Origin of the sequence: Woronichinia naegeliana WA131 (assembly GCA_025370055.1) — a bacterium.
In the GTDB taxonomy this organism is placed as follows: Bacteria; Cyanobacteriota; Cyanobacteriia; order Cyanobacteriales; family Microcystaceae; genus Woronichinia; species Woronichinia naegeliana.
Window position 1 is genome coordinate 3,799,986 of sequence record CP073041.1, and the last position, 26,600, is coordinate 3,826,585.

Annotated in this window: 27 protein-coding genes and 3 pseudogenes; 10 read left to right on the forward strand and 20 right to left on the reverse strand. The window is 40.0% G+C overall.

Translation table 11 applies throughout. The annotated features are described in order from the left end of the window. Positions 1–9: 9 nt before the first annotated feature. The 7 genes from KA717_19160 to sbcC all read right to left on the reverse strand — a co-directional run bounded on the left by KA717_19160 (position 10) and on the right by sbcC (position 9,118). Entirely contained in the window at positions 10–834 is an 825-nt protein-coding gene (locus KA717_19160; protein UXE64406.1) for a hypothetical protein, read from the reverse strand. Beyond that, a complete protein-coding gene (locus KA717_19165) occupies positions 815–1,237 on the reverse strand; it encodes a type IV pilin-like G/H family protein (protein UXE64718.1) in 423 nt (140 codons plus the stop codon). The genes KA717_19160 and KA717_19165 overlap by 20 nt, the downstream gene beginning before the upstream one ends. Positions 1,238–1,443: 206 nt before the next feature. Next, complete coding sequence (locus KA717_19170) at positions 1,444–2,061, reverse strand: prepilin-type N-terminal cleavage/methylation domain-containing protein (GenBank protein UXE64407.1); 618 nt, start codon at positions 2,059–2,061, stop codon at positions 1,444–1,446. Between the two features lie 88 nt (positions 2,062–2,149). Continuing rightward, entirely contained in the window at positions 2,150–3,478 is a 1,329-nt protein-coding gene (locus KA717_19175) for a class I SAM-dependent methyltransferase (GenBank protein ID UXE64408.1), read from the reverse strand. Between the two features lie 51 nt (positions 3,479–3,529). Then, positions 3,530–4,861 carry a methyltransferase domain-containing protein gene (locus KA717_19180; protein UXE64409.1) on the reverse strand — a complete coding sequence of 444 codons (1,332 nt, stop codon included), beginning with the start codon at positions 4,859–4,861 and terminating at the stop codon, positions 3,530–3,532. A gap of 112 nt (positions 4,862–4,973) precedes the next feature. Beyond that, positions 4,974–5,969, reverse strand: coding sequence for a chlorophyll synthase ChlG (gene chlG, locus KA717_19185; protein UXE64410.1), 996 nt, complete (start codon positions 5,967–5,969; stop codon positions 4,974–4,976). A 125-nt stretch (positions 5,970–6,094) separates the two neighbouring features. Further along, positions 6,095–9,118: an exonuclease subunit SbcC gene (gene sbcC / locus KA717_19190; protein ID UXE64411.1), complete on the reverse strand. Its 3,024-nt coding sequence runs from the start codon at positions 9,116–9,118 to the stop codon at positions 6,095–6,097. 109 nt (positions 9,119–9,227) lie between these two features. On the opposite strand from sbcC, the gene KA717_19195 reads away from it, so the two are divergent. Together KA717_19195 and KA717_19200 are read left to right on the forward strand one after the other, a co-directional pair. Beyond that, complete coding sequence (locus KA717_19195; GenBank protein ID UXE64412.1) at positions 9,228–9,644, forward strand: hypothetical protein; 417 nt, start codon at positions 9,228–9,230, stop codon at positions 9,642–9,644. A gap of 36 nt (positions 9,645–9,680) precedes the next feature. After that, the gene (locus KA717_19200; protein UXE64413.1) at positions 9,681–10,502 is read left to right on the forward strand and encodes a tetratricopeptide repeat protein; all 822 of its coding nucleotides are present in this window, start codon (positions 9,681–9,683) and stop codon (positions 10,500–10,502) included. Here the strand turns inward: KA717_19200 and KA717_19205 are convergent. Both KA717_19205 and KA717_19210 read right to left on the reverse strand, forming a co-directional pair. Beyond that, the gene (locus KA717_19205) at positions 10,499–10,660 is read right to left on the reverse strand and encodes a hypothetical protein (GenBank protein ID UXE64414.1); all 162 of its coding nucleotides are present in this window, start codon (positions 10,658–10,660) and stop codon (positions 10,499–10,501) included. The genes KA717_19200 and KA717_19205 overlap by 4 nt on opposite strands. 78 nt (positions 10,661–10,738) lie before the next feature. Next, on the reverse strand, positions 10,739–11,245 hold the full coding sequence (locus KA717_19210) for a pentapeptide repeat-containing protein (protein UXE64415.1): 507 nt from the start codon (positions 11,243–11,245) through the stop codon (positions 10,739–10,741). Between the two features lie 219 nt (positions 11,246–11,464). On the opposite strand from KA717_19210, the gene KA717_19215 reads away from it, so the two are divergent. The 3 genes from KA717_19215 (at position 11,465) to KA717_19225 (ending at position 13,311) form a co-directional block, all read left to right on the forward strand. Further along, the gene (locus KA717_19215; GenBank protein UXE64416.1) at positions 11,465–11,788 is read left to right on the forward strand and encodes a hypothetical protein; all 324 of its coding nucleotides are present in this window, start codon (positions 11,465–11,467) and stop codon (positions 11,786–11,788) included. Next, positions 11,785–12,246, forward strand: coding sequence for a type II toxin-antitoxin system YhaV family toxin (locus KA717_19220; GenBank protein UXE64417.1), 462 nt, complete (start codon positions 11,785–11,787; stop codon positions 12,244–12,246). The genes KA717_19215 and KA717_19220 overlap by 4 nt, the downstream gene beginning before the upstream one ends. A 117-nt stretch (positions 12,247–12,363) precedes the next feature. Further along, the gene (locus KA717_19225) at positions 12,364–13,311 is read left to right on the forward strand and encodes an NAD(P)-dependent oxidoreductase (protein UXE64418.1); all 948 of its coding nucleotides are present in this window, start codon (positions 12,364–12,366) and stop codon (positions 13,309–13,311) included. Between the two features lie 191 nt (positions 13,312–13,502). Here the strand turns inward: KA717_19225 and KA717_19230 are convergent, their stop codons facing one another. Further along, positions 13,503–13,892, reverse strand: a complete 390-nt coding sequence (locus tag KA717_19230; GenBank protein ID UXE64419.1) for an AbrB family transcriptional regulator — start codon at positions 13,890–13,892, stop codon at positions 13,503–13,505. Positions 13,893–14,199: 307 nt separating this feature from the next. Between KA717_19230 and KA717_19235 the strand changes: the two genes are divergently transcribed. The 4 genes from KA717_19235 to KA717_19250 all read left to right on the forward strand — a co-directional run bounded on the left by KA717_19235 (position 14,200) and on the right by KA717_19250 (position 18,037). Beyond that, on the forward strand, positions 14,200–14,643 hold the full coding sequence (locus tag KA717_19235; GenBank protein UXE64420.1) for an RrF2 family transcriptional regulator: 444 nt from the start codon (positions 14,200–14,202) through the stop codon (positions 14,641–14,643). 38 nt (positions 14,644–14,681) lie between these two features. Continuing rightward, positions 14,682–15,074: a GFA family protein gene (locus KA717_19240; GenBank protein ID UXE64421.1), complete on the forward strand. Its 393-nt coding sequence runs from the start codon at positions 14,682–14,684 to the stop codon at positions 15,072–15,074. Continuing rightward, positions 15,071–15,751 (forward strand): response regulator transcription factor, encoded by a 681-nt coding sequence (locus KA717_19245; GenBank protein ID UXE64422.1) that lies wholly within the window; start codon positions 15,071–15,073, stop codon positions 15,749–15,751. Before KA717_19240 ends, KA717_19245 begins: the two co-directional genes overlap by 4 nt. Positions 15,752–15,934: 183 nt before the next feature. Beyond that, positions 15,935–18,037: an EAL domain-containing protein gene (locus KA717_19250; protein UXE64423.1), complete on the forward strand. Its 2,103-nt coding sequence runs from the start codon at positions 15,935–15,937 to the stop codon at positions 18,035–18,037. Here the strand turns inward: KA717_19250 and KA717_19255 are convergent. After that, entirely contained in the window at positions 18,026–18,346 is a 321-nt protein-coding gene (locus KA717_19255; protein ID UXE64424.1) for a hypothetical protein, read from the reverse strand. The genes KA717_19250 and KA717_19255 overlap by 12 nt on opposite strands. A gap of 184 nt (positions 18,347–18,530) precedes the next feature. Between KA717_19255 and gdhA the strand changes: the two genes are divergently transcribed. Further along, the gene (gene gdhA / locus KA717_19260; protein ID UXE64425.1) at positions 18,531–19,823 is read left to right on the forward strand and encodes an NADP-specific glutamate dehydrogenase; all 1,293 of its coding nucleotides are present in this window, start codon (positions 18,531–18,533) and stop codon (positions 19,821–19,823) included. 37 nt (positions 19,824–19,860) lie between these two features. Here gdhA and KA717_19265 read toward each other — a convergent pair whose 3' ends face one another. From KA717_19265 to KA717_19305, 9 genes and pseudogenes are all read right to left on the reverse strand, one after another. Further along, positions 19,861–20,052 (reverse strand): 2Fe-2S iron-sulfur cluster-binding protein, encoded by a 192-nt coding sequence (locus tag KA717_19265; GenBank protein ID UXE64719.1) that lies wholly within the window; start codon positions 20,050–20,052, stop codon positions 19,861–19,863. A 357-nt stretch (positions 20,053–20,409) separates the two neighbouring features. Further along, on the reverse strand, positions 20,410–20,937 hold the full coding sequence (locus tag KA717_19270; GenBank protein ID UXE64426.1) for a spore coat U domain-containing protein: 528 nt from the start codon (positions 20,935–20,937) through the stop codon (positions 20,410–20,412). Between the two features lie 109 nt (positions 20,938–21,046). Next, on the reverse strand, positions 21,047–21,640 hold the full coding sequence (locus KA717_19275; GenBank protein ID UXE64427.1) for a transposase: 594 nt from the start codon (positions 21,638–21,640) through the stop codon (positions 21,047–21,049). 56 nt (positions 21,641–21,696) lie between these two features. Further along, positions 21,697–21,969: pseudogene (locus tag KA717_19280) on the reverse strand (ISKra4 family transposase). Positions 21,970–22,053: 84 nt separating this feature from the next. Continuing rightward, positions 22,054–23,335 (reverse strand): annotated as a pseudogene (locus KA717_19285) (ISKra4 family transposase). Between the two features lie 55 nt (positions 23,336–23,390). Continuing rightward, positions 23,391–23,828 carry a hypothetical protein gene (locus KA717_19290; protein UXE64428.1) on the reverse strand — a complete coding sequence of 146 codons (438 nt, stop codon included), beginning with the start codon at positions 23,826–23,828 and terminating at the stop codon, positions 23,391–23,393. A gap of 32 nt (positions 23,829–23,860) precedes the next feature. Beyond that, a complete protein-coding gene (locus tag KA717_19295; GenBank protein ID UXE64429.1) occupies positions 23,861–24,868 on the reverse strand; it encodes an ISKra4 family transposase in 1,008 nt (335 codons plus the stop codon). A gap of 6 nt (positions 24,869–24,874) precedes the next feature. Further along, positions 24,875–25,231 (reverse strand): hypothetical protein, encoded by a 357-nt coding sequence (locus KA717_19300; GenBank protein ID UXE64430.1) that lies wholly within the window; start codon positions 25,229–25,231, stop codon positions 24,875–24,877. A gap of 123 nt (positions 25,232–25,354) precedes the next feature. Continuing rightward, a pseudogene (locus KA717_19305) lies at positions 25,355–26,497 on the reverse strand (IS5 family transposase). Positions 26,498–26,600 lie beyond the last annotated feature (103 nt).

Consider the following 26,600-nt stretch of genomic DNA (forward strand, 5'->3'; position numbering starts at 1 on the left):
CAAGGAAATTCACTTAACTTCAGGGGGAACCGTAATGGCAAGATTACCATCAGGTTTGGTTGTTATTTGTCCACCCAAGACTTTTATTTCAGCTATCGCTCGTTTAACAGTACGAGGATCAGACGCATTAGATAAAACCAGAACCCAAGCTCCAATTTGGGGGATTTTACTACCGGGATTTTGGGTTAAAAAATTAGCTGTTTGCCGGGTATTGATGGCCACAGATTGACTTTCGGAGTCTTTATAATTTTTAGCCCAAGCTGATGCTTGACGATTAGAATCAGCAGCCGCTTTTGGATTCCCTAAAAAAAGCAATTCATCAACGCCTTTATAAATGGGAAGATAATAGGGAGCGGTACCAGGTGATTTAAAATTTTGAGTAATAGCATTAATACTCTTACCCAAAAGGCTGACACTTAAATCAGGATAACCTGCAAAAAGGGAAGTTGCCGTATCCAGTTTAAGCAGTGCGTCCACAAAACGAGGATCTCGGTTGGCTATTTGAGTAAAATACTGAGGACTAAGAGAGTAACCTATTGTTTCCCGTGCATTGCTATCACCAAAATACTGAATAAACTTCAAATACAACCAATCAGCAAGAATATTTTGAAATCCCAGCGTTGGTAGCGTATTGATTAGCTTAAGTTGACTTCCTTCTTGCTTTTCTTGTACTAAATAATTATTTTGGGTTAAGGTTTGTTTGTAACTTTTGATAGTGGATTCTTGTAGATAGATAATCCCGATTAAACTAATACTTGTAACTAGGAATATTTTGAGAGTCAGGAAAAAAGATATTCGCTTATTATCCATAACTTTAATCCAATAAAATACCACTAATACAACCTGATGAAGCGGTATCACCAACCTCGGTGTCTAGGCTTGGATTAGCACTTTGACATAATTTGACTGAATAACTCTGATCAGAATTGAAATAGACTCCCATGGAATAATGCCGAATATTTTTGTTCTGAGGCTCAAAGGGAACGGCTTGATGCTTGACTACTGTAGAAGAAAGTAAAGTCGGGTTTGGATAGGAGTAGTAACCATTATTTACTGATGTGGCTAGGTTTGACATTTGGTTAGAAAAGCTTCCTTTTTCAAAAAAATATTCTTGTTGAGCTAATCCAATCGCACTTAGATTCATTTTTGCTTCACTTTCCCTTGCTTTACCAATTTGTGACATCACTAAGGGAAAAGAAATAAGAACTAGGATTGTTAGGATTGTAATGACAACCATCAGTTCCAACAGAGTGAACCCTTCCTTCCCGACTGCTGGTTTGAATAACAGTTGAATAAAATACAAAGTAGGTTTAACGGTCATTACAAGAACCTAGCCTATCTTAATTAAGAAAGTACTTTTTTGACCACAGACGAAAAGCGGACGACATGGATGACCAGTCCCCCGCCTAACAACATAAAGATTAACAATCTAGAGAGACTAGACTACTTAACTTCTTCACTTACAGTAGAGCTAACACAGCCAACGGTGGCATTGGAAGTAATCTGCCCACCAGTGATATCGCTAGCAGCTAAAGCATAGGCAGGAGAAGATACCGCACGACAGACGATAGAACTAAACGAGCGACTATTTGTGTTATAAGAGACTCCACCACCGTAGTCACGAGTTCCATCTTTGGGATTATTGGTTCCATTCGCTAATTGAATCCCTGCGGCAGGAACCGTGATCGAGTAATATTTGGTACCAGAGGTGGGAACTTCTAAGTTGGTCGTGCCAGTAGCAAAAGCTCCTTTTTCTGTAAAGTAGCCTTGTTGTGCTCTGTTCAACGCGCCAATAGTGGATTTAGCTTCTGATTCCCGTGCTTTACCCACTTGTCCAAGCAGGTTGGGGAGAGCAATAGCTGCTAACACACCGATGATGATCACAACGACCAACAGTTCAATTAAGGTAAAACCTTTATCTTCTTTCTTAGCAGTGAGATGAGAGAGCAGTTTAAATTTAAAGTTACTATTCATGATCTTCTTCCTTTGGGTTGGGGATAAGTTGATGTCTTGAGACCCTTCTAGCTGTAACTTACCCAAACCCCTCACTTTTCCTATCACCCCCAGGTTTTTTTTTTCAGAAAGCTGAAATCCTTACAGTAAGAGCTTTTTCGGGTTATTCGTAAATTTGAGTATTGTTAATAATTCTTTACAACTGTTGATCCAACAAAATAATGCCTAATCGCTCTTGATCCATTATTGCTTGACTGATGACCATAAATGCGTCTGCTTCTGTCGTGGGGGACAAGGTAACAGGATCCACTGGACGAATAGCCAACCATCGTTGCACTAGCACATGTAATGAGCAAGCTTGTTCCAAGAGTGGAGTAAAAAGAGCTGTCAATAGAGTACGATCTAGCCAAATTTCCTGGGGCAAGAAGGGAAAGTAGTCCTTGAGGTTAAGAGGAAATAAATGAGAACTGGATAGAACTTCTTGTTGAAAGGATTCGGTTTTAAGTTGAGGATGTAAATAGACTTGGATATTCCGCCAATCTTCTGTTGCCTTAATGTTTTCTGTTTTAATAGCTGAATAGGGACGACCACACCAAAAATCCAAAAGCCGTTTGTTGGGGTGAATTAATTCATAAAGAGTTAGTTGTTCCCCTAAGTCTAAATTGGCTAATCCCATCGCTAAAAAAGCGGGCAAGTTATCAGGGTCTTTAAATAGATCAGTGAGTTGCCATTCCCACCAATTTACCATACTAAAAAGTTCCAAGTCAGCCTGTCCTAGAAAATTTAATAATTCTGGTATTGTAAAACCTTTATCATTCTGAAAAAGATAATTCATTAAAATAGTCTCATCTCTGACATCTTCAGGTTTTTGCTGCCCCCAGGTTTTGAGCTTTAAATCAGCTTTATCATCAAGAGCCGAAAAAAAGTCTCGAACGATTCCTAATTCTATTTGGTCTGGATTTCCTTCCATTAAGCCCATCTGTTTAAATAAGGTTTGGGCGCGGTAATAATTAAAACGTTGATAATAACTATGGAGGTTACTACGAATAATGCCTTGGGGTTTTAATACTGTTCCTAACTGTTTGAGGGCAAAAGGAATATCGGGCAAAAGATATAAAATATCGGACGCATTAATATAGTTAAACTGTAAACCTAACTGATTGAGATTTTCTAAGGCTAAAACCTGGTACTCCACGTTGCTAAAGCCATGATAATTGAGACGTTTTTCTGCGATTTCTAAGGATAAAGGTGAAATATCTACCGCAATAATCTTTGCTTTAGGATTTGCTTCAGCAAGAATTAAAGTTGTATAGCCCGTTCCACAGGCTAAATCTAGGATTAAACAATCTTCTAAGGAGGAAATAACCCGTTGGCAAAAACGATAATAAGCCGTAACCAAACTATTTTTGTAGAGAAGCGTTACATTATCCTTCGGAGATTCTTCTAGGGGCGTATCAGGATAGGGATGACTTTCAAATTGTTGTAAGGTTTTATCTTGATAACTCAGGTCAAAGAAACGATTCATAATAATTCATTCAAAAGGTTTGTTTATCATAAATTTAAAATCTGCAAGATTCTATTCAGCCAAAATATCTTCCTTAGTACTTCTAGTATTTACATAAGCTGTTGCCCAAAGATTTAACCCCTCTCGATGAACTTCTACTTGTTCAAATCCAGCTTTTAATAACTTTTCTTTTAGAGTTTCTGCGGTAAAAGCTGTTTTATGAGCCATATAATAATTTCCTTGTTCGATAGAGGTTCCTAAACCGTACAAAATATCGATCGCCGCAATGGGGCCAGCAGGAGAAATATAAAGTGGATTTTCTAAGTTTCCCTGAGCAACTTCTAACGCAACGGCTTGAATATCAGGACAGGTAATCACTGCCATACCATGAGGTTTTAACACTCGCTTAAATTCCCGTAAAGCACGAGGGACTTCATAGGTATAAATATGCTCAATATTATGGGAAGAAAACACCGCATCTACCGACTCATCAGGAACCGCACTTAAATCCGTAATCGTTCCTAAAATATCAGGGTTAACGGCTGGGTTAATATCTAAGCGAATCTCTTGCCACTCCTCTGTTCGTAACTCAGGCGGTAAAGCATCAGGATTATAGGGGCCACAGCCCACATGAAGAACCTTCTTCTTATCACCTTGCTCAAAAATACTGACCAGATTAATGGGATTAAAAGAGCTTTCCTGAATAATAATTGGTTGAATCTCACCTAAACTATTTTGACTATCCCAGGCAATAACACCTAACCCTTGACTGCCAAAAACTTGATTACTATTGCTCTGCCAATCCACAATAATTTTCGCATTGGATTGGGTATTGAGAAAATCTCCAACCGCTTGTCGGACAGGTTGTTTATTTGTATTATTGATAATAATTAATGCTTGCTCTGCTAAAAAATCATTGGCTAATAACAAACTCATTAATATCTGACGATATTCTGGCTCAAAATTATAGATATACAAACCGACTTTATCTTCAGTCCCTATGTCCCGTAAATTCGCAAAAAAATCATCTATTATCTGGTGGGAAAAACAAAACTGTTCTGCAACGCCAAAAGTTTCTAAATTTCCTTGCAATAACTCAATTTTGTTTTCTGCGACTTCTGCTTGAGTCGAGAAAAAATCTACTCCATAAGCAAGGCGATCAGGATGATCCGCTAAAACACCAATTAGATTTGCACCATGCCAACAACCAATCTCGCAGATGACTTCCCCTGGCTCTAAATATTCTGCCGCAGAGGTTAACAATTGTAAAAAATTAGCAGTAGTTGGCTGCTCTACTTTTCCTAAAATTTCTCGAAAGGGTTCTGCTTTCTTTGGTTGCATTGCGGTTGTTCCCCAATGCTCATAGAGACTGGGCAAGCTTTCGAGAAAGGGACGAATCTGCATGGTCGTTATTTGAAGGTTTTAGGGTTTTCTGCGGTCACTCTTTCTCTAATTTTAGGACAGTTATCACAACCGCGATCGCTTTCTGCTTAGGTTTGGCTGTTTAAAGATTTTGCTAAATACCAGCCTGGCCTAGGGCAATACCCGTGATTAACATCCCAATTACCAAAAATGGTTGGGCACTAGCTTGATATTTGACATCATTTTCTAGGGGATTACGGAGAAAATACATATCTTGAAAGGTGATCTGGGGAATAATTAGCAGTAGAACAATAGTCGCATAAAGTCTCTCCTGAATAAAGATTAAATATCCGGCAATGCCCGCTTGAAATAGATCGATCATCACAACACAAATCCAAGCTGCCGTCGTAATCCCAAACATTACTGGTAACGATTTTAATCCCAATTGGCGATCGCCTTCCACACTTTTAAAGTCATTAACAACGGCAATGCCTAAACCAGCCAAACTATAGATCAGGGTCAGGATCATAATTGTACTGTTTAACTCCCCGAAAAGCGCGTGACCAGCCCACCAGGGTAAAGCAATATAACTAGCACCGAGAGCATAATTTCCTAACCAACCATTTTGTTTTAATTTCAACGGAGGAGCCGAATAAATATAGGCAATAAATGCACCTCCTAAAGTTAAAACTGTCATGATCGGAAAATCATGTTTGGCCCAAAGATCGAGCAGATAGGCAACGCCTAAACCGCCACCCAAAAGAATGAGGATTTGCGCGGTTACTTGGGGAATGGAAATTGCACCAGAGGGAATGGGACGATAGGGTTCATTAATAGCATCAATTTCTCGATCATAAAAGTCATTGAGCGTTTGGGTATAGCCGGTCATCAGGGGGCCAGACAGTAACATACAAGTCAAAACTTTTAAGACACTTTCTAATGTCCAGGTATATTCTCCCGACGAAGCCGCACCACAAATGACTCCCCAAATTAAGGGAATCCAGGTGATCGGTTTCATCAATTGCAGGCGAATTTTCCAAATAGAGGATTCTCCCGTAGATGCCCCCTTCATTCCTAATAGTTGGCGGGTTTTTGCACTATTTGACTCAGTTTTTTCGGAGATGGGGTTTGTCGGGGGTTGATTAGACATGAGCTAAGTCATCAAAATAGATTTCTTTATGCTGTCTATTTTACTATTAAATTTTACGATTAATGCTCGTTTTTTAAGGTAATTTTCTTTTCGCGATCGCCACTGTCCCCTAATCCCTAGCAAAATCAACTCAAAATTCGTACTTTTGATCCTTGATCCGATTTTTGCACTTCGATACGCTGTTGAAACGCTTCTTTAAATTGGGGAATATGGGTGACAGTTAAAATACAGGCAAAATCGGCGGCGATCGCGTTAATAGCAGCGACCAAACGTTCACACCCCTCGGCATCTTGCGTTCCAAATCCCTCATCAATAATCAGTAATTGTAGTGCTGTACCGGCTCTTTGGGCAAGCAGTTTTGCTAAGGCCAAACGGATAGAAAAATTAATCCGAAAAGCTTCACCGCCTGAATAGGTTTCGTAGGGACGAGTTCCTTGGATATCAGCAATCAGAATATCTAAGGTGTCAATAAATTTAGGAGTACGACGTTGGGCAGTGGCTTTACTGGCTTTTTGAGTGACAAATTGGATATGGAGTTGATTACCCGTTAAACGAGCGAGGATACGATTGGTTTCTGCTTCTAATTGGGGCAGAATGTTTTCAATCATGAGGGTTTGAATGCCATTTTTTCCGAAGGCTTTAGCCAACTCCTGATGAATGCGATATTGTTTTTTAATTTCTTGCAGTTGTTGTCGATGTTCCTGATTTTGTTCCTGCAAAATATCTAATTGAATTGCCTGTTGTTCATAACGTCCTTTTTGAGCTAAATAGTCATCTAATTGACGACGACGACTTTGGATACTGGCTTCTAGGGTTTTAATTTGGGCTTCATGGTCGGCATAATGTTCTACTTGATGGTTTAAGCGTTGGATTTCAAGGTGCATGGTTTGATATTCCCTTTGCCGTTGTTCTCGGCGATCGCTATTTTCATCTAAACGCGCTTGATAGGGGGGAAATTGTTCCTGAGCCTGTTGTAATTCTTGATAGCGTAATTGCCAAACCTGTTTTTTCTGTAGGGTTTGTAATAATTCCTGGTGCTGCGATCGCTGATAACCTAAATGATTGAGTGCCTTTTGAGCCGCTTGTAATTGTTGATAAAGCTCAGAATCGTGATGTAATTGTTGACTAGCAAGTTGACGATCTGCAATTTTTGCTAATAGTTGAGGACGTTCTGCCTGAATCAATTTGAGACGACGTTGAGCATCTTCTAGTTTCGATTGTTGAATTTCAGCCCAGCGATATTTTTCTACTTCTCCCCTGACTAAAGCATGACTTTGTTCATCATACTGTAATTGCTCTAATTCCTCATTCAAGTTAATTAATTCCTGTTGTAAATCCTGGGCATAGGTTTTCTGAGCTAGTATTAAATCTAACTGTTCAATTTCCGTGTCAAGACTAGCAATTTGATTATAAATCTCGCCACTACGCTCTAAATCAGCTTCTAATTGTCCATACTGTTGTTGCAAAGTATCATAAATGGCTAACTCTTCTTTGATTTGGGCATATTCACCCCGTAAAATTTGTAATTCTCTTTCACAGACAGACATTTGTTCTTTCAAAACCCAAATTTGCTCCTGTAACTGTTGCTGTTGTTCCTGGGTTTTTTGAATGACCTGTTGATGATAATGACCATCTAAATTTTGCTCACAGAGAGGACAAATTGCACCCGGTGTATCGAGTAATTGTTGTTTTTGAATTAATTCCTGAATCTGTTCTTCACAGAGTCGTTGATGTTCCTGAAGGCGCTCTTGAAAATGGCGACGCTCCTGACCTTTTTCATGAACTCGCTTTTGGTAAACTTTCTTTTTATCGAGTTCTTTAATCTGAGCATCTGTCGTTTGTAAGGCCTGACGTTTACGGGGAATTTCAGTAATATTGGCCTGTAATTCTTGCCTCAAAAGTTGACGTTGTTCCCGTTTTGCTTGTAATTGAGCGGCTGCTCGTTCAACGTCGGACTGAAGTTCATAGCGTCTTTGTTGTAGCGGCGAAACGCGATGTTGGAGACTATCGAAATGTGCTAATCGTTGCCGAGCCTTTCTTAATTGACTGAGACCGGTTTCAATATCTAGGGTTTTTGTCAGAATGGGCTGTAATTCTTTTTCCTGTTGATTAAGAGTATCAAGACGCATCTGAAATTGCTTTAATTCCAGTTGAATGGCATGATCGGTTTGCAGAATTTCTTGCTCTAGTTGTTGCTGTTGCTGTTGGGCTTCCTGAAAAAGCTGAAATTTGCTTGCTAGATCTGATTCCTGTTGTCGATATTGTAAAAATTCTTGATAGTTTTGCTGGATTTCTTCCCTTTGATCTAAAATTGCTTGAAGTTTTTGTAATTGTTGCTTAAGTTCCTGATCAGCTTGATCAAGACGTTGGATTTCTAGCATTAAATTTTGGGCTTGACTTTGTTGCCAATCCAATTGTTTCTGCCAGGTTCGACGTTGATTTTGGCTGGTTTGTAATTGCTGAAGTTGCCATTGTTCCTGTTCCTGTATCTTTTGAATGATTTCAATTTCCTGCTCCAACCGTTTTCGATGCTGTTCAACCACTTCTCTCTGGGCTAAATCCTGTTCAACGGCTTGTAATGTCGCCTCTAGTAACTCGATCTGTCCTTGCTTTTGCTTGGAAATATCTTTCGCTTTAATTGCTAAAACTTCGTATTGATCTAATTTTAATAAATTAGCTAAAATTTGTTTGCGATCGCTGGGGCCTTTGAGCATAAATTCATCCGCCCGTCCCTGACGTAAATAGGCAGAATTAATAAAAGTATCGTAATCTAATTTAAGAACTTCAATAATTTGCTCTTGAGTAGCCCGCAAACCTTTACCTGACAGAGAACGAAACCCCGCTTCATATTTAATTAAAAAATCTAAGGCACTGCTTTTGCCTCGATGACGACTGCGAATAATTTTGTAAGTTTCTTGATTATTTTCAAACAAGAAATCAACTCGTACATAGTCGCTGCCATTGTGCAGCACATCATCTTCGCTATCCGCCCGACTTTTTCCCCAAAGCACCCAGGTAATGGCCTCCAATAGAGAAGATTTACCTGCCCCATTCGCACCACAAATGCAAGCCGTATGCAATCCCCGAAAGTCGAGGGTTGTATCCTGGTAGCTGAGAAAATTTTTAAGGGTTAATTGTTGGGGAATCACCCAGTTTAGTCTCCATGTATTGTTGTGTTTGTCCAGTTCTTCAATCTTGCTATAACATTTGTATTTCTGATAAACTGGAAAAACTGTTGCGTTTCGCTGATCTTAACTAATGTCTAATGATTATAATGATTCTCTAGAGGAGGCAAGACGCAAACTCGTTGGGGACAACGCTGATTGGATTGTAAAATTTGACGTAGAGGACTATGTTAACAACCCTCCTATGATTAGGATATTATATCAGGAGAAACAACTTTTGCAGACAGAGTGCTTCGGGTTAAAAAAAGATTTAGAGGAGCAGGTGGTAGAATTTAATGAACTTCACTCAAAAACAGTGCGGTTATCAGAACAATTAAATCAGGTTCAAAAAGACTCGCTCCCGATTTTTACCCTATCAGTTTTGGCAAACTTGATGACGGGTATTGGGATCAACCTCCTTACCAGTAATTCTCAACAATGGATAGGTGGACTATTTATCATTGCTTCAGTGGTCATTTTAATCATAATCTATCAAAAAACGCTCAAATAATTTATTAGTCACATTAAATATAAGGAGAATTTATCTATGAGTACCACTCAAGTTTTAGAAGAAGATCTTAATAATACCCATCCCAATGATAGTGATTGGATGGAGAGTATCCGTTTAAGCCGGCTTGGTAACGACTATGCTGCTACCAAAGATTATGAAAAAGCAATAGATTATTTTCTACAATCTCTAGCAATTGCCAACCAAATTAATGATGATAGTCTTAAAGCTAAGATTCTTAGCAGCTTAGGTCTTGCCTATGCTATTTTGGAAGACTATGAACGAGCTATTGAATACTATCAAAAGTCACAATCTATTGCCGAAAAAATTGGAGATTATTCTAGGATTTCCATCAATCTAGGTAACTTAGGAACTATCTATAAATCTCTAAAACAACATCATAAAGCAATTGAGTATTATCAACAAGCTTTGATAGTTGCCAAAAAGTTCTCTGATCAATCTATAGTCGGAATTAATTTAAGTAACCTAGGACTCTCCTATGCGGAACTTAAAGATTATTCCAAGGCCATTGAATGTCAAGAACAAGCATTAGCAATTGCTGAAATTCTTAATGATCATCAAGCATTAGTTAAACGATGTGGCCGGCTTGGTAATATTTATGCTGATTTAAATCAACAAGATAAGGCGATTTATTACTTTAAAAAATCATTAGAAATTGCCAAAGAGATAGGTGATCGTTTTAGTGAAGGATTTTACTTGACAAATTTGGGTATCAGTTTTGCCCAGCTTCATCGTAATGAAGAGGCAAGAAAGGCTTTAACAGATGCCGTTGGCATTTTATCTCAAGTTGGTAGTTCTTCTGTCAAGGTTGCTGAAGATGTTTTGGCGAATCTTCATTAACCGAGTAAAAAGAAAGAAAATAAACTACTGAAATTATCAATCGGAGCGGGTAACATTTCGCCTCGAAAGTCTAGAATCTGCACTAACACTAAATAGGCGATCGCTAAAATAACTGAAATTGCACCTGTAACGATAGCAACGATTTTTCCTCGATCCATGGGGTTTACCTCATTAATATTGACTAAAATTGACTAAAATTTACTAAGATTTAAAGAAATTTAGAGAAATTATTCATCCTATCCCTTACAAAATAGCGTATCGAGGGTATTGCGTCCCGTGATGGGATTGGTTCCCTGGGCTAAACCGCAAAGATAGGCTTCTGTATCGGGTCGTAGAATAATATCCGTGAAATCGGCTCCGGTGATGATCGCCTCGCCAAACTTAGCATTCGTCCCAAAGGCTCCTTCTAAAAGCGCGTTGGTCAAATTGGCATGGGTCAAACGGGACGATTCAAAATCACTGGCACGCAGATCGGCGGCTTCAAAATTCGCGCTTTCTAAATTAGCAGAGAAAAAACGGACTCCCTGCAAATTGGCATGACTAAAATTGCAACCGCGTAAATTGGCATGATCAAATTCAGCATCCCGTAGATCTTGACCTGAAAAATCACAGTTGACTAAATTAGCCCGATTATAACTAACCGCTTCCACCGGCCCTAGAAACCAGAGCCAGCAAGTCGCAACAAGACAAAAGGCGATCGCTGTTCGACGCAAATCATTAAGCAGTTTGAAATGGGTAAGCATCGTCAAAATTCTCCGTTCCGAAAGCAAGTAGGGTGAAAAAAGCTTTTAAACAAGAGAAACTTCATAACAAATTACTAAGCGTCTCTCTGTAGGATCTTAACTGAAGTCTGCCATTCATCCCCAGTCAACCCATTTTCCGAGTCTCTTCCTCCTCTACTTTCTCCAGTCAGACCTATTGTGTTATAACTAATAGTAATAACAGTTTAAGGTAAACAATCAATGAAGCGAAAAACTTACTCCATTAGTCCCGCTAAAATTGGCAACCAGGACGGCTTTCGCTTACCACGACTATTTTCCCTAGAACATCCCCAGTTAGTCAAAGCATCAGGAGAAGTCGAGGTTTTAGATGAACAGACCTTACTGGTACGCTTGCAACCAACTGAACGAGAAGAAGATACGGAAGAAGATGGAGTAATGATGACCCTCTTTTTAGAATTCTTGATGAAAGATGCGATTAGTCATCCCGATAATCTGATTCCCTACACCCAGGAAATGAGTACTGAGCTAGACGAATTATTAGCCGGTGTGGAGATCGACCAATGAAACCAATGGTCTGTCAGGGGTGGAGAATTTATTTTCACCCTCTCTTTTTTCAGCAGTGGCAAGACTTAATTAAACAGGTCGAACACCTCAAACTCAAATTAGAAGGCGATCGCTTTCTGAAGCATCCAGAGGTAAAGCTACTCAAAGCGATCGATGTGGGCATTAGAGAAAAGATTCCCCTCGATCCAATGGCCGCTTATTTTAGATTACAAGGGCCTTTGCGACAGTTTAATCGCCTTAAAAAAATGGGTTTACCGCCTCGATACCGCCTATTTTTTCGGGTTTTTCCCCAAGAGAAAGCTATTATTATTCTCTGGCTGGGCTTTCCCAGAAAAGCCGGTGATCAAAAAGATTGTTATCGTGTCTTTGAAAAAATGCTCAAAAATAATCAATTTCCGCCGACGATGGAAGAGTTGCTGAACTTACAAAACTCGGAACCTTCTCCCGATCAAATCTAGTATAAAATTTCACTCCCCCCATCCCCCTAGTCCCCCATCTCCCAGTCCCCCCAGTCTCCCGATCGCCCAAAGCAGCCAACAAAGCAGTAAGGTTAGAAGAGTAAAATTTCCTGGGTTATGAAACGAATTTTTATTACCGGCATTAGTGGTTGTATTGGTCATTACTTAGCCGATGCCTTGATTGAGAATACCGAACATGAACTTTTCCTACTGGTCAGAAATCCGGCCAAACTACAATTTAATAGCCAAATTAGGTCTGGTATTCATCTCCTAACGGGGGATATGGCCCATTTAGAACCCTATGACGACCTGCTTAAAAGTGTGGATGTGGCCATCTTAATTGCCACAAGTTGGGGTGATCCCCAAGAAACCTATGAGGTTAACGTGGTGCAAACCCTAGGGTTAATCAACCGTCTGGATCCGCAACACTGTGAACAGATTATTTATTTTTCTACTGCCAGTATCCTTAATCGTCAAGGGCAACCCCTCAAAGAAGCGGGAGAATTGGGGACTGACTATGTTCGCACCAAGTATCTTTGTCATCAAGCTCTCTCTTGTTTAGCGATCGCTGATAAAATCACCACCGTTTATCCCACCCTAGTATTTGGCGGCGAAGAACATAAACCCTATTCCCATCTATCGGGAGGTTTTGGTGAAATCCTAAATTGGATTAACTTGATTCGTTGGTTTCGGGCCGATGGTAGCTTTCACTTTATCCATGCCAAGGACATTGCCCAGGTTGTCGCCTATCTAGTGGAGCATCCCCAGGGTCATTATCAAGATGTGGTCTTAGGCAATGCGTCTCTGACTGTTGATGCGGCGATCACCGAAATCTGCACCTATCTGCAAAAGCCCATTTATTTTCAGATTCCGCTTTCCCTCGCTTGGGCCAACTTTTTCATCAAAGTTTTTCGTTTGCAAATGGCTGACTGGGATCGATTTTGCCTGGATTATCGCCATTTTACTTACCAAGACCCCCGTAATCCTGCTAGTTTCGGACTAACGCCCCACTGCGCCACCGTGCCCGATTTATTGCAGATTCATGGCATTTTGCCTCGATCTTAACGGTTAGGACAGAAAAACCTTACCGCAGATGGGCAAGGATAACACTAGAATAGGGAAAGAAGCCACTCCCCTGAGAAAGCAAGTGACTTCTCCATTGAACATAAATGGTAGTTTGCTCTTAAGCGTTGTTTAGTTTACGGCTAGACAACGTTATTTTTTGAACCTGGTTCAGGCATGGCAAGGAGAGACGCTTACTCTTCCTCATCGTCAGCACCCACTTGTTTTAAGTGAATATGCTTACGACCTAGGGTAATTTCAAATTCATCACCAGGTCTTAAGCCCATTTTCTTGGTGTAAGCAGAACCAATTAACAAATTGCCATTGGATTGTACGCTAATGCGATAACTAGCAGAACGACCACCCCGGCCTTGACCATTTAAGGTGCTGTCTAATTCAATCCCCTCTGCGTCAATTAACGCATTGAGAAATTTCATCATATTGACACGGGGAACACCTTTTTTGGTGGTGGTGACGTATCCACACTCTTTCGCTTTATCGTCTTTGCTGAGGGAACCAAGCTCCCTGACTTTATCGAGTAACTCGACTCCCGTTAAGGGTTTAGATGGGGGGATTTTAGACATGAACTTCGCGTTTTAGTAAAGAATTGTCACGTTTACAGCTTTGATTCGGGATAACAGTAGGGTAACTAAAAAAAATTAGGGTTCCTATCTGTCTCTAACCTTATCTTACACGCAGAAAGTAAAATTTATTCAATTTCTGTCGAAATTAATCTGATGCTTTGAAGTCAATCTTTATCTTATCCATCGACTTGACATTCTTCAAGGTTTAACCGATGCCCTTCTCCCCTCTATTCCGGTTATCGCTTCACCAACCCAGAGAACTATTATGGTTATGCCTAATGGAAACGTCTTCGTTTAAACTAAGGAAATGAAGCTCACAACCAAAAGTCACTATAGCGTTAAAGCCCTGTTAGATCTTAGCCTTCAGTCTGGTTATGGCCCAGCTTCTGTAAAAGCGATCGCCCAACGGCAGGATTTACCTGCTCCCTATTTAGAAAAATTACTGATGGAAATGCGTCGAGCCGGTCTTGTAAGATCTCTTAGAGGTGTACAAGGGGGTTATCAATTGGCTTATCCACCGACCCAAATTTCTCTCGGTCAGATTTTTGATGCAGTGGGAGAAACAGTAGAGCCATTACCTCGCCATCACCCTGATCAAGTCCAAGCAGAAGACTGGGTAACTTATAGTCTCTGGAAACAACTTCATCAAAAATTTAAAGCGGCTCTTTATACCATTACCCTGGCAGATCTCTATTATGATGCCCGAAGTTGGCAAGCCTCCCAGGGAGCAGAAACGAATTTTATGGTTTAATAGTCAATCTCGTCAGAATTGTAACCGGAGGAAAGACGATGAATTTAACGGAATCTTCCCAAATCTATCAAGGAAGTTGCCACTGTGGCAAGGTTCAATTTCAAGTTCTGGTGACCAATCATCGGGCAAGGGATTGCAACTGCTCTATCTGTTATAAGAAGGGTTTTATTCATTGTATTGTTCCCTTAGAGCATTTTAGCTTACATCAAGGAGAAGAGGCTCTAAGTACCTATACTTTTAATACCAAAATCGCTAAACATACTTTTTGTTCACATTGTGGTATCCATCCTTTTTACTATCCCCGTTCCCATCCCGACTGTATTGATGTTAATGTGCGCTGTTTAACCGGAAATGTTCTCTCTAATTTTGTCATTGAGCCTTTTGATGGTCAAAATTGGGAAGATAATATTGAGCAAATTCGTTTTTTATGAAGATTTTGTTGGTGGACGATGAGATTGCTCTAACCACGCCCCTCAGTCGTGTTCTTTGCCAAGAAGGTTATCAGGTGAAAGTGGCTAATGATGGGCTAGAAGGATTGGGGTTAGCTTTGGAGCAGGACTATCATCTGCTTATTTTGGATTGGATGTTACCCTTTCAGTCTGGTTTGGATATTTGTCGAACCCTGCGATCGCGGGGCAAAACAGTACCAGTGCTTTTTTTAACGGCCAAGGATACCTTAGATGATCGTGTTTTAGGCTTAGATGCTGGGGGGGATGACTATTTGATTAAACCCTTTGAACTGCGAGAATTGTTAGCACGAGTGCGGGCCTTACTGCGACGCTTTCAAACCGTAGAAACTTCCGACAGCGATCGACGGATAAAATTTGCCGATCTAGAACTAGATGAAGATAATCAGATTGCCTATCGACAGCAACGAGTCATTCATCTCTCAGAGAAGGAAGTGAAACTGCTGGCTTTTTTCATGCTCCACCCCGGACAACTCTTAAGTCATGAACAAATTTATCAGTCTCTCTGGACAGAGAATGATCCGCCAGGGAGTAATGTGATAGCGGCCCTGATTCGTTTACTCAGACGTAAAATTGAGTTAACAGGAGAAACCACCTTAATTCATACCGTCTATGGCAAAGGTTATCGGTTCGGAGAGTAAAGACGAAGGGAATCAATGCCAACCGAGTTTGATCACCTTAAATGCTCCAAACGTAAGTATTGTACTGCATTATAATCTGAGAAGCTGTTATAATGGGAAATATTTGCAAGGCTTGAATAACATTTTAGTCCGGTCGTCTGTTGATATTCTTAACTGGTCTTGTGAGGTTGTTTAGGAGACTTTATGAGCCAACCCTTGATCCTCCATCAACTTGTCTTCAATTCGACAACCTTTAAAAAAACGATTCATCTCCATGAGTCGCTTTATTCTATCGGCCGACATCCTTCTAGTTCCATCGTTATCCCCTCCTTAAAACTTTCTCGTCATCATGCAACCCTTGTGAAATACGTTGTAGATGAGCAGGAGTTGTTTTGTATTGTTGATGGCGATACTTACGGAAAAAGAAGTACAAATGGCATTTATATAAACGGACAAAAATACTTAGAATATGAGTTGAAGCATGGTGATACAGTAGTTTTTCCAGGGGATATTCGAGCCACCTATCAAATCGTGCATGGAGCTGATAACTCCTATTACCGAGAAGATCAAGGAGAGGATCAGACCAGTGATAGTGCTATTTTTAAAGCAATTTTAACGCAAGCAAAATCAACCAACTTAGGTTCAAGCGTTGATCCTGACCTGGTAGAAGATCTGAGCTTAGTTGATTTTACTTCTCTTGTTGAACTCAGTCCGAATCCGATTATTGAACTGGATTTTGCCGGTAATATCATTTATTTGAATGCTGCCGCCACCAAGAATTTCAACAATATTCATAAGCTCCAATCGGAGCATCCTTTATTGGTGAATATTACTCAAAACCAACAACATCGTAATGGCAATTTAGTCGTTCGTGAAATTGAGGTGAATAATCATTATTTTGAACAATATATTCATTACTTACCAGAACATCAGAAGATTCGGAGTTACATCTTTAATGTCACTCAGCGAAAAAAAGCAGAGAAAGTTCTTAAATATAAGGCTTTTTACGATCCTTTAACTCATCTACCCAATCGCTACTATTTTAACCAAAGATTATCTCTAGCGATCGCCACTGCTCGCACCCAGAAATCCCAAATCGCTTTAATGTTCCTAGACATAGATAACTTCAAAAGAATCAATGATAATTTAGGTCATCGGTTTGGAGATGACGTTCTACAGCATTTTAGTAAACGGATTAAACGCAATCTACGTCAAGGAGACTTGCTCTCCCGTTGGGGAGGAAATGAATTCACTATTATATTAGATACCTTTGAAGATCTTCAAGAAGTAGAAGACATTGCTAATCGTTTGTTAAATTGTCTTAGCATTCCCTTCCAGATTGGAGAACAACAGCTTTATGTAAAAAGTAGTATTGGTATCGCGCTCTATCCCCGTGATGGCGAGAACGCAGAAGAGCTACTGAAAAACTCCGATTCCGCTCTCTATCGAACCAAAGAAAGTGGTCGTAATCATTACCAATTTTCTAGCCCTCATTTAATTGTTCAAACCTCAGAATCTTTTCAGTTAGAAAACTGGTTATATCAAGCCCTAGATAAAGAGGAATTATTACTTCATTACCAACCTCAAATTAATATTCAGACGGGAGAACTCTATGGCATGGAAGCTCTGATCCGTTGGCAACATCCTAAATTAGGGTTAGTTCATCCCAGCAAATTTATCCCTCTAGCTGAACAGAATGGTCTGATTCATGCCATTGGCGAATGGGTACTAAGACAAGCCTGTGAGCAAAATTATCTCTGGCAAAAAGGCGGCGTTAAACCATTTCGGATTGGGGTAAATCTTTCTACCAAACAACTTCAACAACCAAGCTTAATCCATTCTATTACTAATATTTTAGGAGAGACAAACTTAGGGGCTGAATGGTTAGAACTAGAAGTAACAGAATCAGCTTTAATGCATAACTTTGATATTGCTCGTAATACCCTACAGCAGTTACGAAATCTAGGTATTCATCTATCAATGGATGACTTTGGAACGGGTTATTCTTCCCTCGGTTATCTTAAGCAATTTCCTTTCCAAACCCTCAAGATTGATCAGGTTTTTATCAAAGACTTAAGCAAAGATAATTTACAAGATATGGCGATTATTTCGGCAGTTTTAGCTTTAGGTCAGGGTTGTAACCAGAGTGTGATTGCGGAAGGGGTGGAAACCGAAGAACAATTAGAATTACTCAAACAACTGCAATGTCAGATTATCCAGGGCTACTGGTTTAGTCGTCCCTTACCCGTTAGTGAAGTTTCACGCTTTATTAATCAAAGTCATTTCTATCCTAAGTTAGGGCAATAAATGAGGAGTAAAACTTTGTCCAACTTTATAGCGATACATTCTTAAACGTTCATTTAATCTAATTAATTTTAAGTCTCCCATTTTGGGCGGTAAATGGAGTTTTAATCTTCTAAATAATTCTTGAGCCATTTCTGGATCATCGATTATGACTCGATCCTGATTGCGGTATAGAGGATTATTAGTCGCTAGTTTTGGAGAAGAGCTTTCAATAAACTTGACAAAATTAGCGCATTCTTGCTCCGAATAAATATCATTGACAACCCAAAGCAATGACTCGGACTCGAAACGCATGGGGACTTCTATCGTCATTTTTCACCTCGTTAGCCAGGGCAACAATCAGATCAAGCTAACTAATGTTAACAATTATATTGTTTGTCAGGAAATGGTAGCAAAATATACTTTTACTGTGGTCTAATAAAAAGTAGAGACCCATAAAACAGTTTAGGGGTAAAGGTTTCCAGTTGATCCCCTCTGTTAAAGGAGTGCAGTCTGAATGTCTGAATCTTTGTTTGCCGATGCCAGTAAACGTCTTGAAAAGGCGTTAAAGTATGTAGCTATTTCCGAGGATGCAGGAGAACGGTTGAAATACCCGAAAACCAGTCTCAGTGTCTCAATTCCGGTACGAATGGATGATGGTTCCTTGCGGATTTTTCAGGGTTATCGGGTTCGCTATGATGACACCAGGGGGCCAGGTAAAGGCGGTGTTCGTTATCATCCCAGGGTGACGATGGATGAAGTACAGTCCCTGGCTTTTTGGATGACTTTTAAGTGTGCCTTATTGAATTTACCCTTTGGGGGGGCAAAAGGCGGTATTACCCTAAATCCGAAGGAATTGTCTAAACCAGAATTGGAACGTCTTAGTCGTGGCTATATTGAGGCGATCGCCGACTTTATTGGCCCAGATATTGATATTTTGGCCCCGGATGTTTATACCAATGAAATGATGATGGGCTGGATGATGGATCAATACAGTATTATCCGTCGCCAAATTAGTCAAGGAGTTGTCACCGGCAAACCGATCACGATGGGAGGAAGTCAGGGACGCAATACCGCCACTGGGACGGGAGCCTTTTTTATCATGCAGGCCATGTTACCCCGCTTTCAACAACAACCCGATAATACGGCGATCGCGGTTCAAGGCTTTGGTAATGCGGGAATGGTAGTAGCCGAATGTCTCTATCATGCTGGCTATAAAGTAGTCGCCATTAGTGATTCCCAGGGTGGCATTTATAATGAGCAAGGATTGGATATTCCTAGCATTGTGGCCTATAAACGCAATCATCGCAGTGTGGCTAATATGTACTGTCAAGACACGGTTTGTAATATAGGCAATAATTCCAGCCTCACCAATGAAGAGTTATTGAGCTTAGATGTGGATGTCTTGGTTCCAGCCGCTCTAGAGAATCAAATTACTGAAGCCAATGCCGATAACATTAAAGCCCGCTACATTTTTGAAGTTGCCAATGGCCCCATTACCTCTGGGGCTGATGCCATTCTAGATCGTAAAGGAATTTACGTTTTTCCTGATATTTTAGTCAATGCAGGGGGTGTAACTGTCAGTTACTTTGAATGGGTGCAAAATCGCAGTGGTTTATATTGGAATCTGACCGAAGTTAATGAACGCTTAAAAACGAAAATTGTGGCCGAAGCTGAACAGGTTTGGAAAATTGCCCAGGAATTTACCATTTCGCTGCGAACTGCTGCTTATATCCATGCCTTAAACCGTTTAGGAGAAGCCCTTGATGCCAAAGGAACCAGGGATTATTATCTAAATCGCTTAAAATAACATCTGTGTAGATTTCTCTAAGACAGATATGCGGATTTTAGTAATTTAAATCGTCTTTGGCGGGCCGATCAAGCCCGTTCCTATCAATGATCCGAATGGCGCAACTTCCACAGATAGCATTCCGACAATTTTTGCGAAAGGCTAAACTGCCATTCTGTTCCCACTTGATACGGTTTAGGCAATCGAGGATTGTGGTTTTTGGCTCTACGTCTAAAACATAGCTTTGCAGAGAAGGAGTTTGATTGTCAGCCGAACGGGCAATGTGAATGGTAATTTCTATAGGGGCGATCGCGGTTTATCATTAAATATGAGGGGAATGAGAATGTCTTCTTTTAGTTTAGAATAAAATTTTTAAGAGAAATGCTACGTTTTGTAAGGTTTGGCAGAGGGCTTGAAGTGGTACACAGTTCCCAGCCAGCGATCGCCTCTTGTCCTACTCAAAAATCAATCACGGATCAGGCTAGATAAATTCTAATTAAGACTTAAGTAGCTGGTTGCAATTAAATATAAAACGTGGGATGGGCATCCTGCCCGTTCACAGGCTAGAAGCCTGTTCCACCATCTAAAATTAATTAAGCCCACTTACTTAAATGACGCTAAAAAAAATTGTAATAGTAATCGTATCGCTATAATTCCCAGATTTTGTCCTAGTTTGTTGGGCTGGAATACGACCATAAATGGAAACCATAACATCACTATTATTCGTTGGATTCAGCGGCCCATAATGACTACTGCTTTCAGTTCCATTTCCCCAAATGATATTTTTGCCTGAGTCTAGATAGAGATTGTAATTAAGGGCATCATCGCCACTTTTCAGAGTGCGGGAATTATAACTATTACTATTACCTTTATTCAAATCAATCGTAATTAAGTCCGTTCCTAAATCTATACAGCGATAGGTTACATTTCCCACTGCATCCGTCGGCATATTGCTAAAAACATCATAGGAACCAAAGGTAACTCCTACTACATTCGTAATTGTACAACTACCCGCGATCGCCGTTTTAGAAACCGCGTCAAAAGTTGTTAACAAGGAATAAAAAGCAATCAAACTGTAAATAAATATCGCCAGTCCCCCAGAATTGGCGGATTTAGCGATTATCTTGTTTGTCAAGGCCTTGATAGGATCGCTATCAAATAAAATTAGTCAAAACAAACAACTCATCCTCATACAACTCGTCAGAGAATGAGTTATGTTAACTCTTTCAACCAATATCAGAGAATTAGCACGCTTGCAGTTTTTCCTCCTTTGTCTCTATATTTTCAGGACATCGCCAAGGTTTTTGACTCTTGACTATAGCATGAAGAAATCCCAATAGCTTATGAGCACAGGCAATTAAAGCTACTTTTTTGGCCTTACCTGCCTGGAGCAATTTTTGATAAAACGCCTTAATTACCGGATTGTGTTGTATTGCCACTAGGGCTGACATATACAGCACGGCACGCACCCTTGCTCGTCCACCGATAATACGTCGTTTTCCTCGCATTTGCCCACTGTCACAGTTCATGGGAGCAATTCCCACTAGACTCGACAGTTTCTTCAATGGTAGCTCTCCTAATTCTGGCAACATTGATAGCAAGGTCACGGCCGTTACTCTGCCCACTCCAGGTACACTGGTTAATAGCTCATACTGCTTTTTACTCTCTTCGTTGTCTTGCCGCAGTTGGTCTATCTGCTCATCCATTCCTTTTATCCTTTGTTTGAGCCATTGAATATTAGTCTCAATGTCAGCTTTCGCCGTGCTACTACGAACACTGTGCGCTCGTTTTTGTTCACTGTTTAGCATTTCCACTAACTGACTACGACGATTGACCAAATCGGATAAAGCTACTTGAGATGGGTGCGACCTTTAGTTGATAAAAGCTGTTGTAATCAGGGTTCTACAGGGAACCCATATTGATCAAGTTTTGCCCAAAATTGACTCCATCGTTCCTTGGTCAATACCAAAGCTCGTAGGCTCAAAATAATTCCTGCTCCTTTTTCCTTCCATCGCATCCCTGAACAACATAATCGTTGTTTGACCAACGTCTTACAAGCTGCTTCCGTAACACCTGAACCAATCGGATACTTTTTCTCTAAGTATTCAGCATAATCCATTTGATGCTGATGATTCTCGTAATAAGTAATCGCCGCTTGTAGTTTCTCGGTAAGATTCTTAGAATGACTTTTTTCTTCTTTGACTTCTTTCATCAGATGGGTGCGACCTTTAGTTGATAAAAGCTGTTGTAATCAGGGTTCTACAGGGAACCCATATTGATCAAGTTTTGCCCAAAATTGACTCCATCGTTCCTTGGTCAATACCAAAGCTCGTAGGCTCAAAATAATTCCTGCTCCTTTTTCCTTCCATCGCATCCCTGAACAACATAATCGTTGTTTGACCAACGTCTTACAAGCTGCTTCCGTAACACCTGAACCAATCGGATACTTTTTCTCTATGTATTCAGCATAATCCATTTGATGCTGATGATTCTCGTAATAAGTAATCGCCGCTTGTAGTTTCTCGGTAAGATTCTTAGAATGACTTTTTTCTTCTTTGACTTCTTTCATCAGATTTAGCAGTTCTCCTGCTTTTCCTTTTTCATGCTTGAGTTCTCGACAATTTTCAGTCAACCATTCTTTTTGTTTTGACACGGTATTCGGATGCAACGCTTCTGCCAAGGCACCTAAGTAACCAGAGGCATGATAGAAATCTAATATCTGTTCTTCCGTTTGCTTTTCTAAAAACTTCCAATTTGATTCTGCCCCGTCTGCTATCCCGACCAATGTTGCCTCTGGATAACGGTTTTTCGCTCGCTCAATTTCTCTTTCTAATCTTTCTAGAAAACTCTTTTTTCCATACTCTGGTGCCGCACCTAGATAGATTGTAGGTTGACGTTCGCCTTCACTATCGTATAGGGAAACGGTTCCCACCATTGCTTCACGGTAGCCATCCTCACACATCAGCATACAGGTTCCATCTAATCCTATTCCCACTGTTGCAATTTGGCTATCCTCCTTGGGCGGGGCATAACTCCACGCTTCTTCTTTTGCCTGTACCACACTTCCTACTGCTTCACTCAATCTTTGGATATAGGATAGCGCTACTTTTCTACCATGATTTTCTAATAAATCATTTTTCACCTCTTTGCCTGCCATCCCTGACATTTTTGAGGATACCTGTTTTGCCAATAATGGCGTTGATGTTATGATTATCCTTGCTTCTCTTTCTAAGGGGCAATACGTTTTTCCTCAAAGGTGAACGCTGATATACATGACGATTCACTATAACCTCACCATAAGGTGTTTGATATTCTTTCGGTTGCTCTCCCTTACTCTTCCAGATTTCTTCACCGATTTTTAAGGGTGAACCATCTGTATCTAAATATTTCAAGGCTTCTTTGCTGGCGATGCAACCTACTTCGTTTAAGCCTTTTTGAATATTTATTTCTGTATCCAACATTGAACGACTGAGTTCTAATGTTAGTTCTATTTTTATCTTTGAACCCTCTACATTAATTAGTTTTGCTGTCATCATTGTTTCCTCTTTGTCACTTTTCATCTCATGTTAACACTTTTCTTTTCCTTCATCAACTAAAGGTCACACCCCCTCTTTGCCTGCCATCCCTGACATTTTTGAGGATACCTGTTTTGCCAATAATGGCGTTGATGTTATGATTATCCTTGCTTCTCTTTCTAAGGGGCAATACGTTTTTCCTCAAAGGTGAACGCTGATATACATGACGATTCACTATAACCTCACCATAAGGTGTTTGATATTCTTTCGGTTGCTCTCCCTTACTCTTCCAGATTTCTTCACCGATTTTTAAGGGTGAACCATCTGTATCTAAATATTTCAAGGCTTCTTTGCTGGCGATGCAACCTACTTCGTTTAAGCCTTTTTGAATATTTATTTCTGTATCCAACATTGAACGACTGAGTTCTAATGTTAGTTCTATTTTTATCTTTGAACCCTCTACATTAATTAGTTTTGCTGTCATCATTGTTTCCTCTTTGTCACTTTTCATCTCATGTTAACACTTTTCTTTTCCTTCATCAACTAAAGGTCACACCCCATCAGATTTAGCAGTTCTCCTGCTTTTCCTTTTTCATGCTTGAGTTCTCGACAATTTTCAGTCAACCATTCTTTTTGTTTTGACACTGTATTCGGATGCAACGCTTCTGCCAAGGCACCTAAGTAACCAGAGGCATGATAGAAATCTAATATCTGTTCTTCCGTTTGCTTTTCTAAAAACTTCCAATTTGATTCTGCCCCGTCTGCTATCCCGACCAATGTTGCCTCTGGATAACGTTTTTTCGCTCGCTCAATTTCTCTTTCTAATCTTTCTAGAAAACTCTTTTTTCCATACTCTGGTGCCGCACCTAGATAGATTGTATGTTGACGTTCTCCCTCACTATCGTATAGGGAAACGGTTCCCACCATTGCTTCACGGTAGCCATCCTCACACATCAGCATACAGGTTCCATCTAATCCTATTCCCACTGTTGCAATTTGGCTATCCTCCTTGGGCGGGGCATAACTCCACGCTTCTTCTTTTGCCTGTACCACACTTCCTACTGCTTCACTCAATCTTTGGATATAGGATAGCGCTACTTTTCTACCATGATTTTCTAATAAATCATTTTTCACCTCTTTGCCTGCCATCCCTGACATTTTTGAGGATACCTGTTTTGCCAATAATGGCGTTGATGTTATGATTATCCTTGCTTCTCTTTCTAAGGGGCAATACGTTTTTCCTCCTACTGAACGCTGATATACATGACGATTCACTATAACCTCACCATAAGGTGTTTGATATTCTTTCGGTTGCTCTCCCTTACTCTTCCAGATTTCTTCACCGATTTTTAAGGGTGAACCATCTGTATCTAAATATTTCAAGGCTTCTTTGCTGGCGATGCAACCTACTTCGTTTAAGCCTTTTTGAATATTTATTTCTGTATCCAACATTGAACGACTGAGTTCTAATGTTAGTTCTATTTTTATCTTTGAACCCTCTACATTAATTAGTTTTGCTGTCATCATTGTTTCCTCTTTGTCACTTTTCATCTCATGTTAACACTTTTCTTTTCCTTCATCAACTAAAAGTCGCACCCTCCCCACTTTGATTCCATCCCCCACATACACTCGTTTTTCCTTGATTCGATATAGATTTTCATGCTGACTTACCCACTTCGACCATCCCAAGGTCAGTCCTTTGACGTTAAATGCCTTGGATTCAAACCAATGTAGTGCCTGATGGTAGTAGCTCTCTGTTAACCCTAAGGCATTGACATAGCTTGTTATTGCGCTCGGTTGGCTGTTGAGCACTACTCCCCAGGCTAATAGGATAAACCATTGGTACGTTGCTTCTCGGCTAAAGGCGGGACGGAGATTCTCTAGGATTTGCTCTAGTCGCTGACATAGTTGCATAATTGATAGATAGCACTGGCTATCGATTTTCTATATCAGCCAGTTTCGGACATAACGGCACTCTTGGGTATCGCATGTCCGATTTTCTTTTCTCACTTACCCTGCTCGAGAACTTCCCACTGTCCAGTTCTGAAGTAGAGTAGAAAGATTCATTACCAAAAAGTTCATCGCAATTACCGTTTCCGAGGTCTCAGGTAGTTTGGCCATCACTCGACCAAGACTAAATTTCCTCTTTCCCTGTCCGAATTTACCCTCAATGGCATTACGCACTCTTTCATCTGAGCGTGCCTCTTTCTTTTTTTCTTTGCTCACCTCTTTCGGCGGTCTTCCCAATCGGGGACCACTCATTCTTATATCCCTTTCTTTACAATAAGCTCGATTCGCTTTTGTTCGATAGATTTTATCCACATGAACCGATTCCGGATAACATCCTGTTTCCCTTTTATATTCTTCTATTCGCGCTTGTAAATCTCCCGATTCGTTGTAATTATCCCAACTTAATTTGTCTAAGAAGACAAAGCCATTCACATTACTTGCCGATATTTTAGCTCCAAACTCTACTGCTTTTCCCGCTTTTCCACGCACTATTGGACGCACGTGAGGTTGGCTTACACTCACAATTCTGTTTTCTACTTTATTTGTCTTTTTTTCATACATTTCTAACTGTTGCTCATACACTTTTCCTATCGTTACAAGCTCTTCTTGCTCTTTTTTCGTTAGTTTTTCTAACTTTGCTCCCTCTTCTATCATTTTTTCTATATCAGACAAGTTTCTTTTTATATATCCTAGTTGTTTTTTTGTTCCTTTTCTTCTTTCTTTTTTTGACACACGACGTTTTTTTGCTATGGCTAAGTACTCTTTTCTTGCCACTTCCCTATAAGTCCTCGGCTTTTCTTTCCTTTTCTCTTTTATTTCTTCATACAGCTTATCTATTATTTTTTCTGTTTTTTCTCTGGCATCATTCAATATTCCTATATCCGTTGGATATTTTATATCTGCTGGTGTACAAGTCGCATCTAGCAATAACTTTCCTTCATTTTCTTTTTTTTCTGACGCTACACCCGTCGCTTTTTTTTCTATTTCTTTATTAATTTTATTTATTAATTCCATTCCTATTTTTTTACGAAAATGAACCATCATTGACGCATTAAATGCTTCTTTGCTACTATAGCTTTCCATTCCTATAAAGTACTGTAAATAAGGGTTCTCTTTTATTTGTTCTACTGTTTCTCTGTCACTTTTTCCTGAAATTTCTTTGATAATTAGGGCTTGCTGAAAAAAGCTGAAACCTTTACGGAGAAAAATAGTAGGCGAATTAAGAACCGCTAGAATGCACGAAAATAGGGTAGAATGCCTCAAAACCATTGCA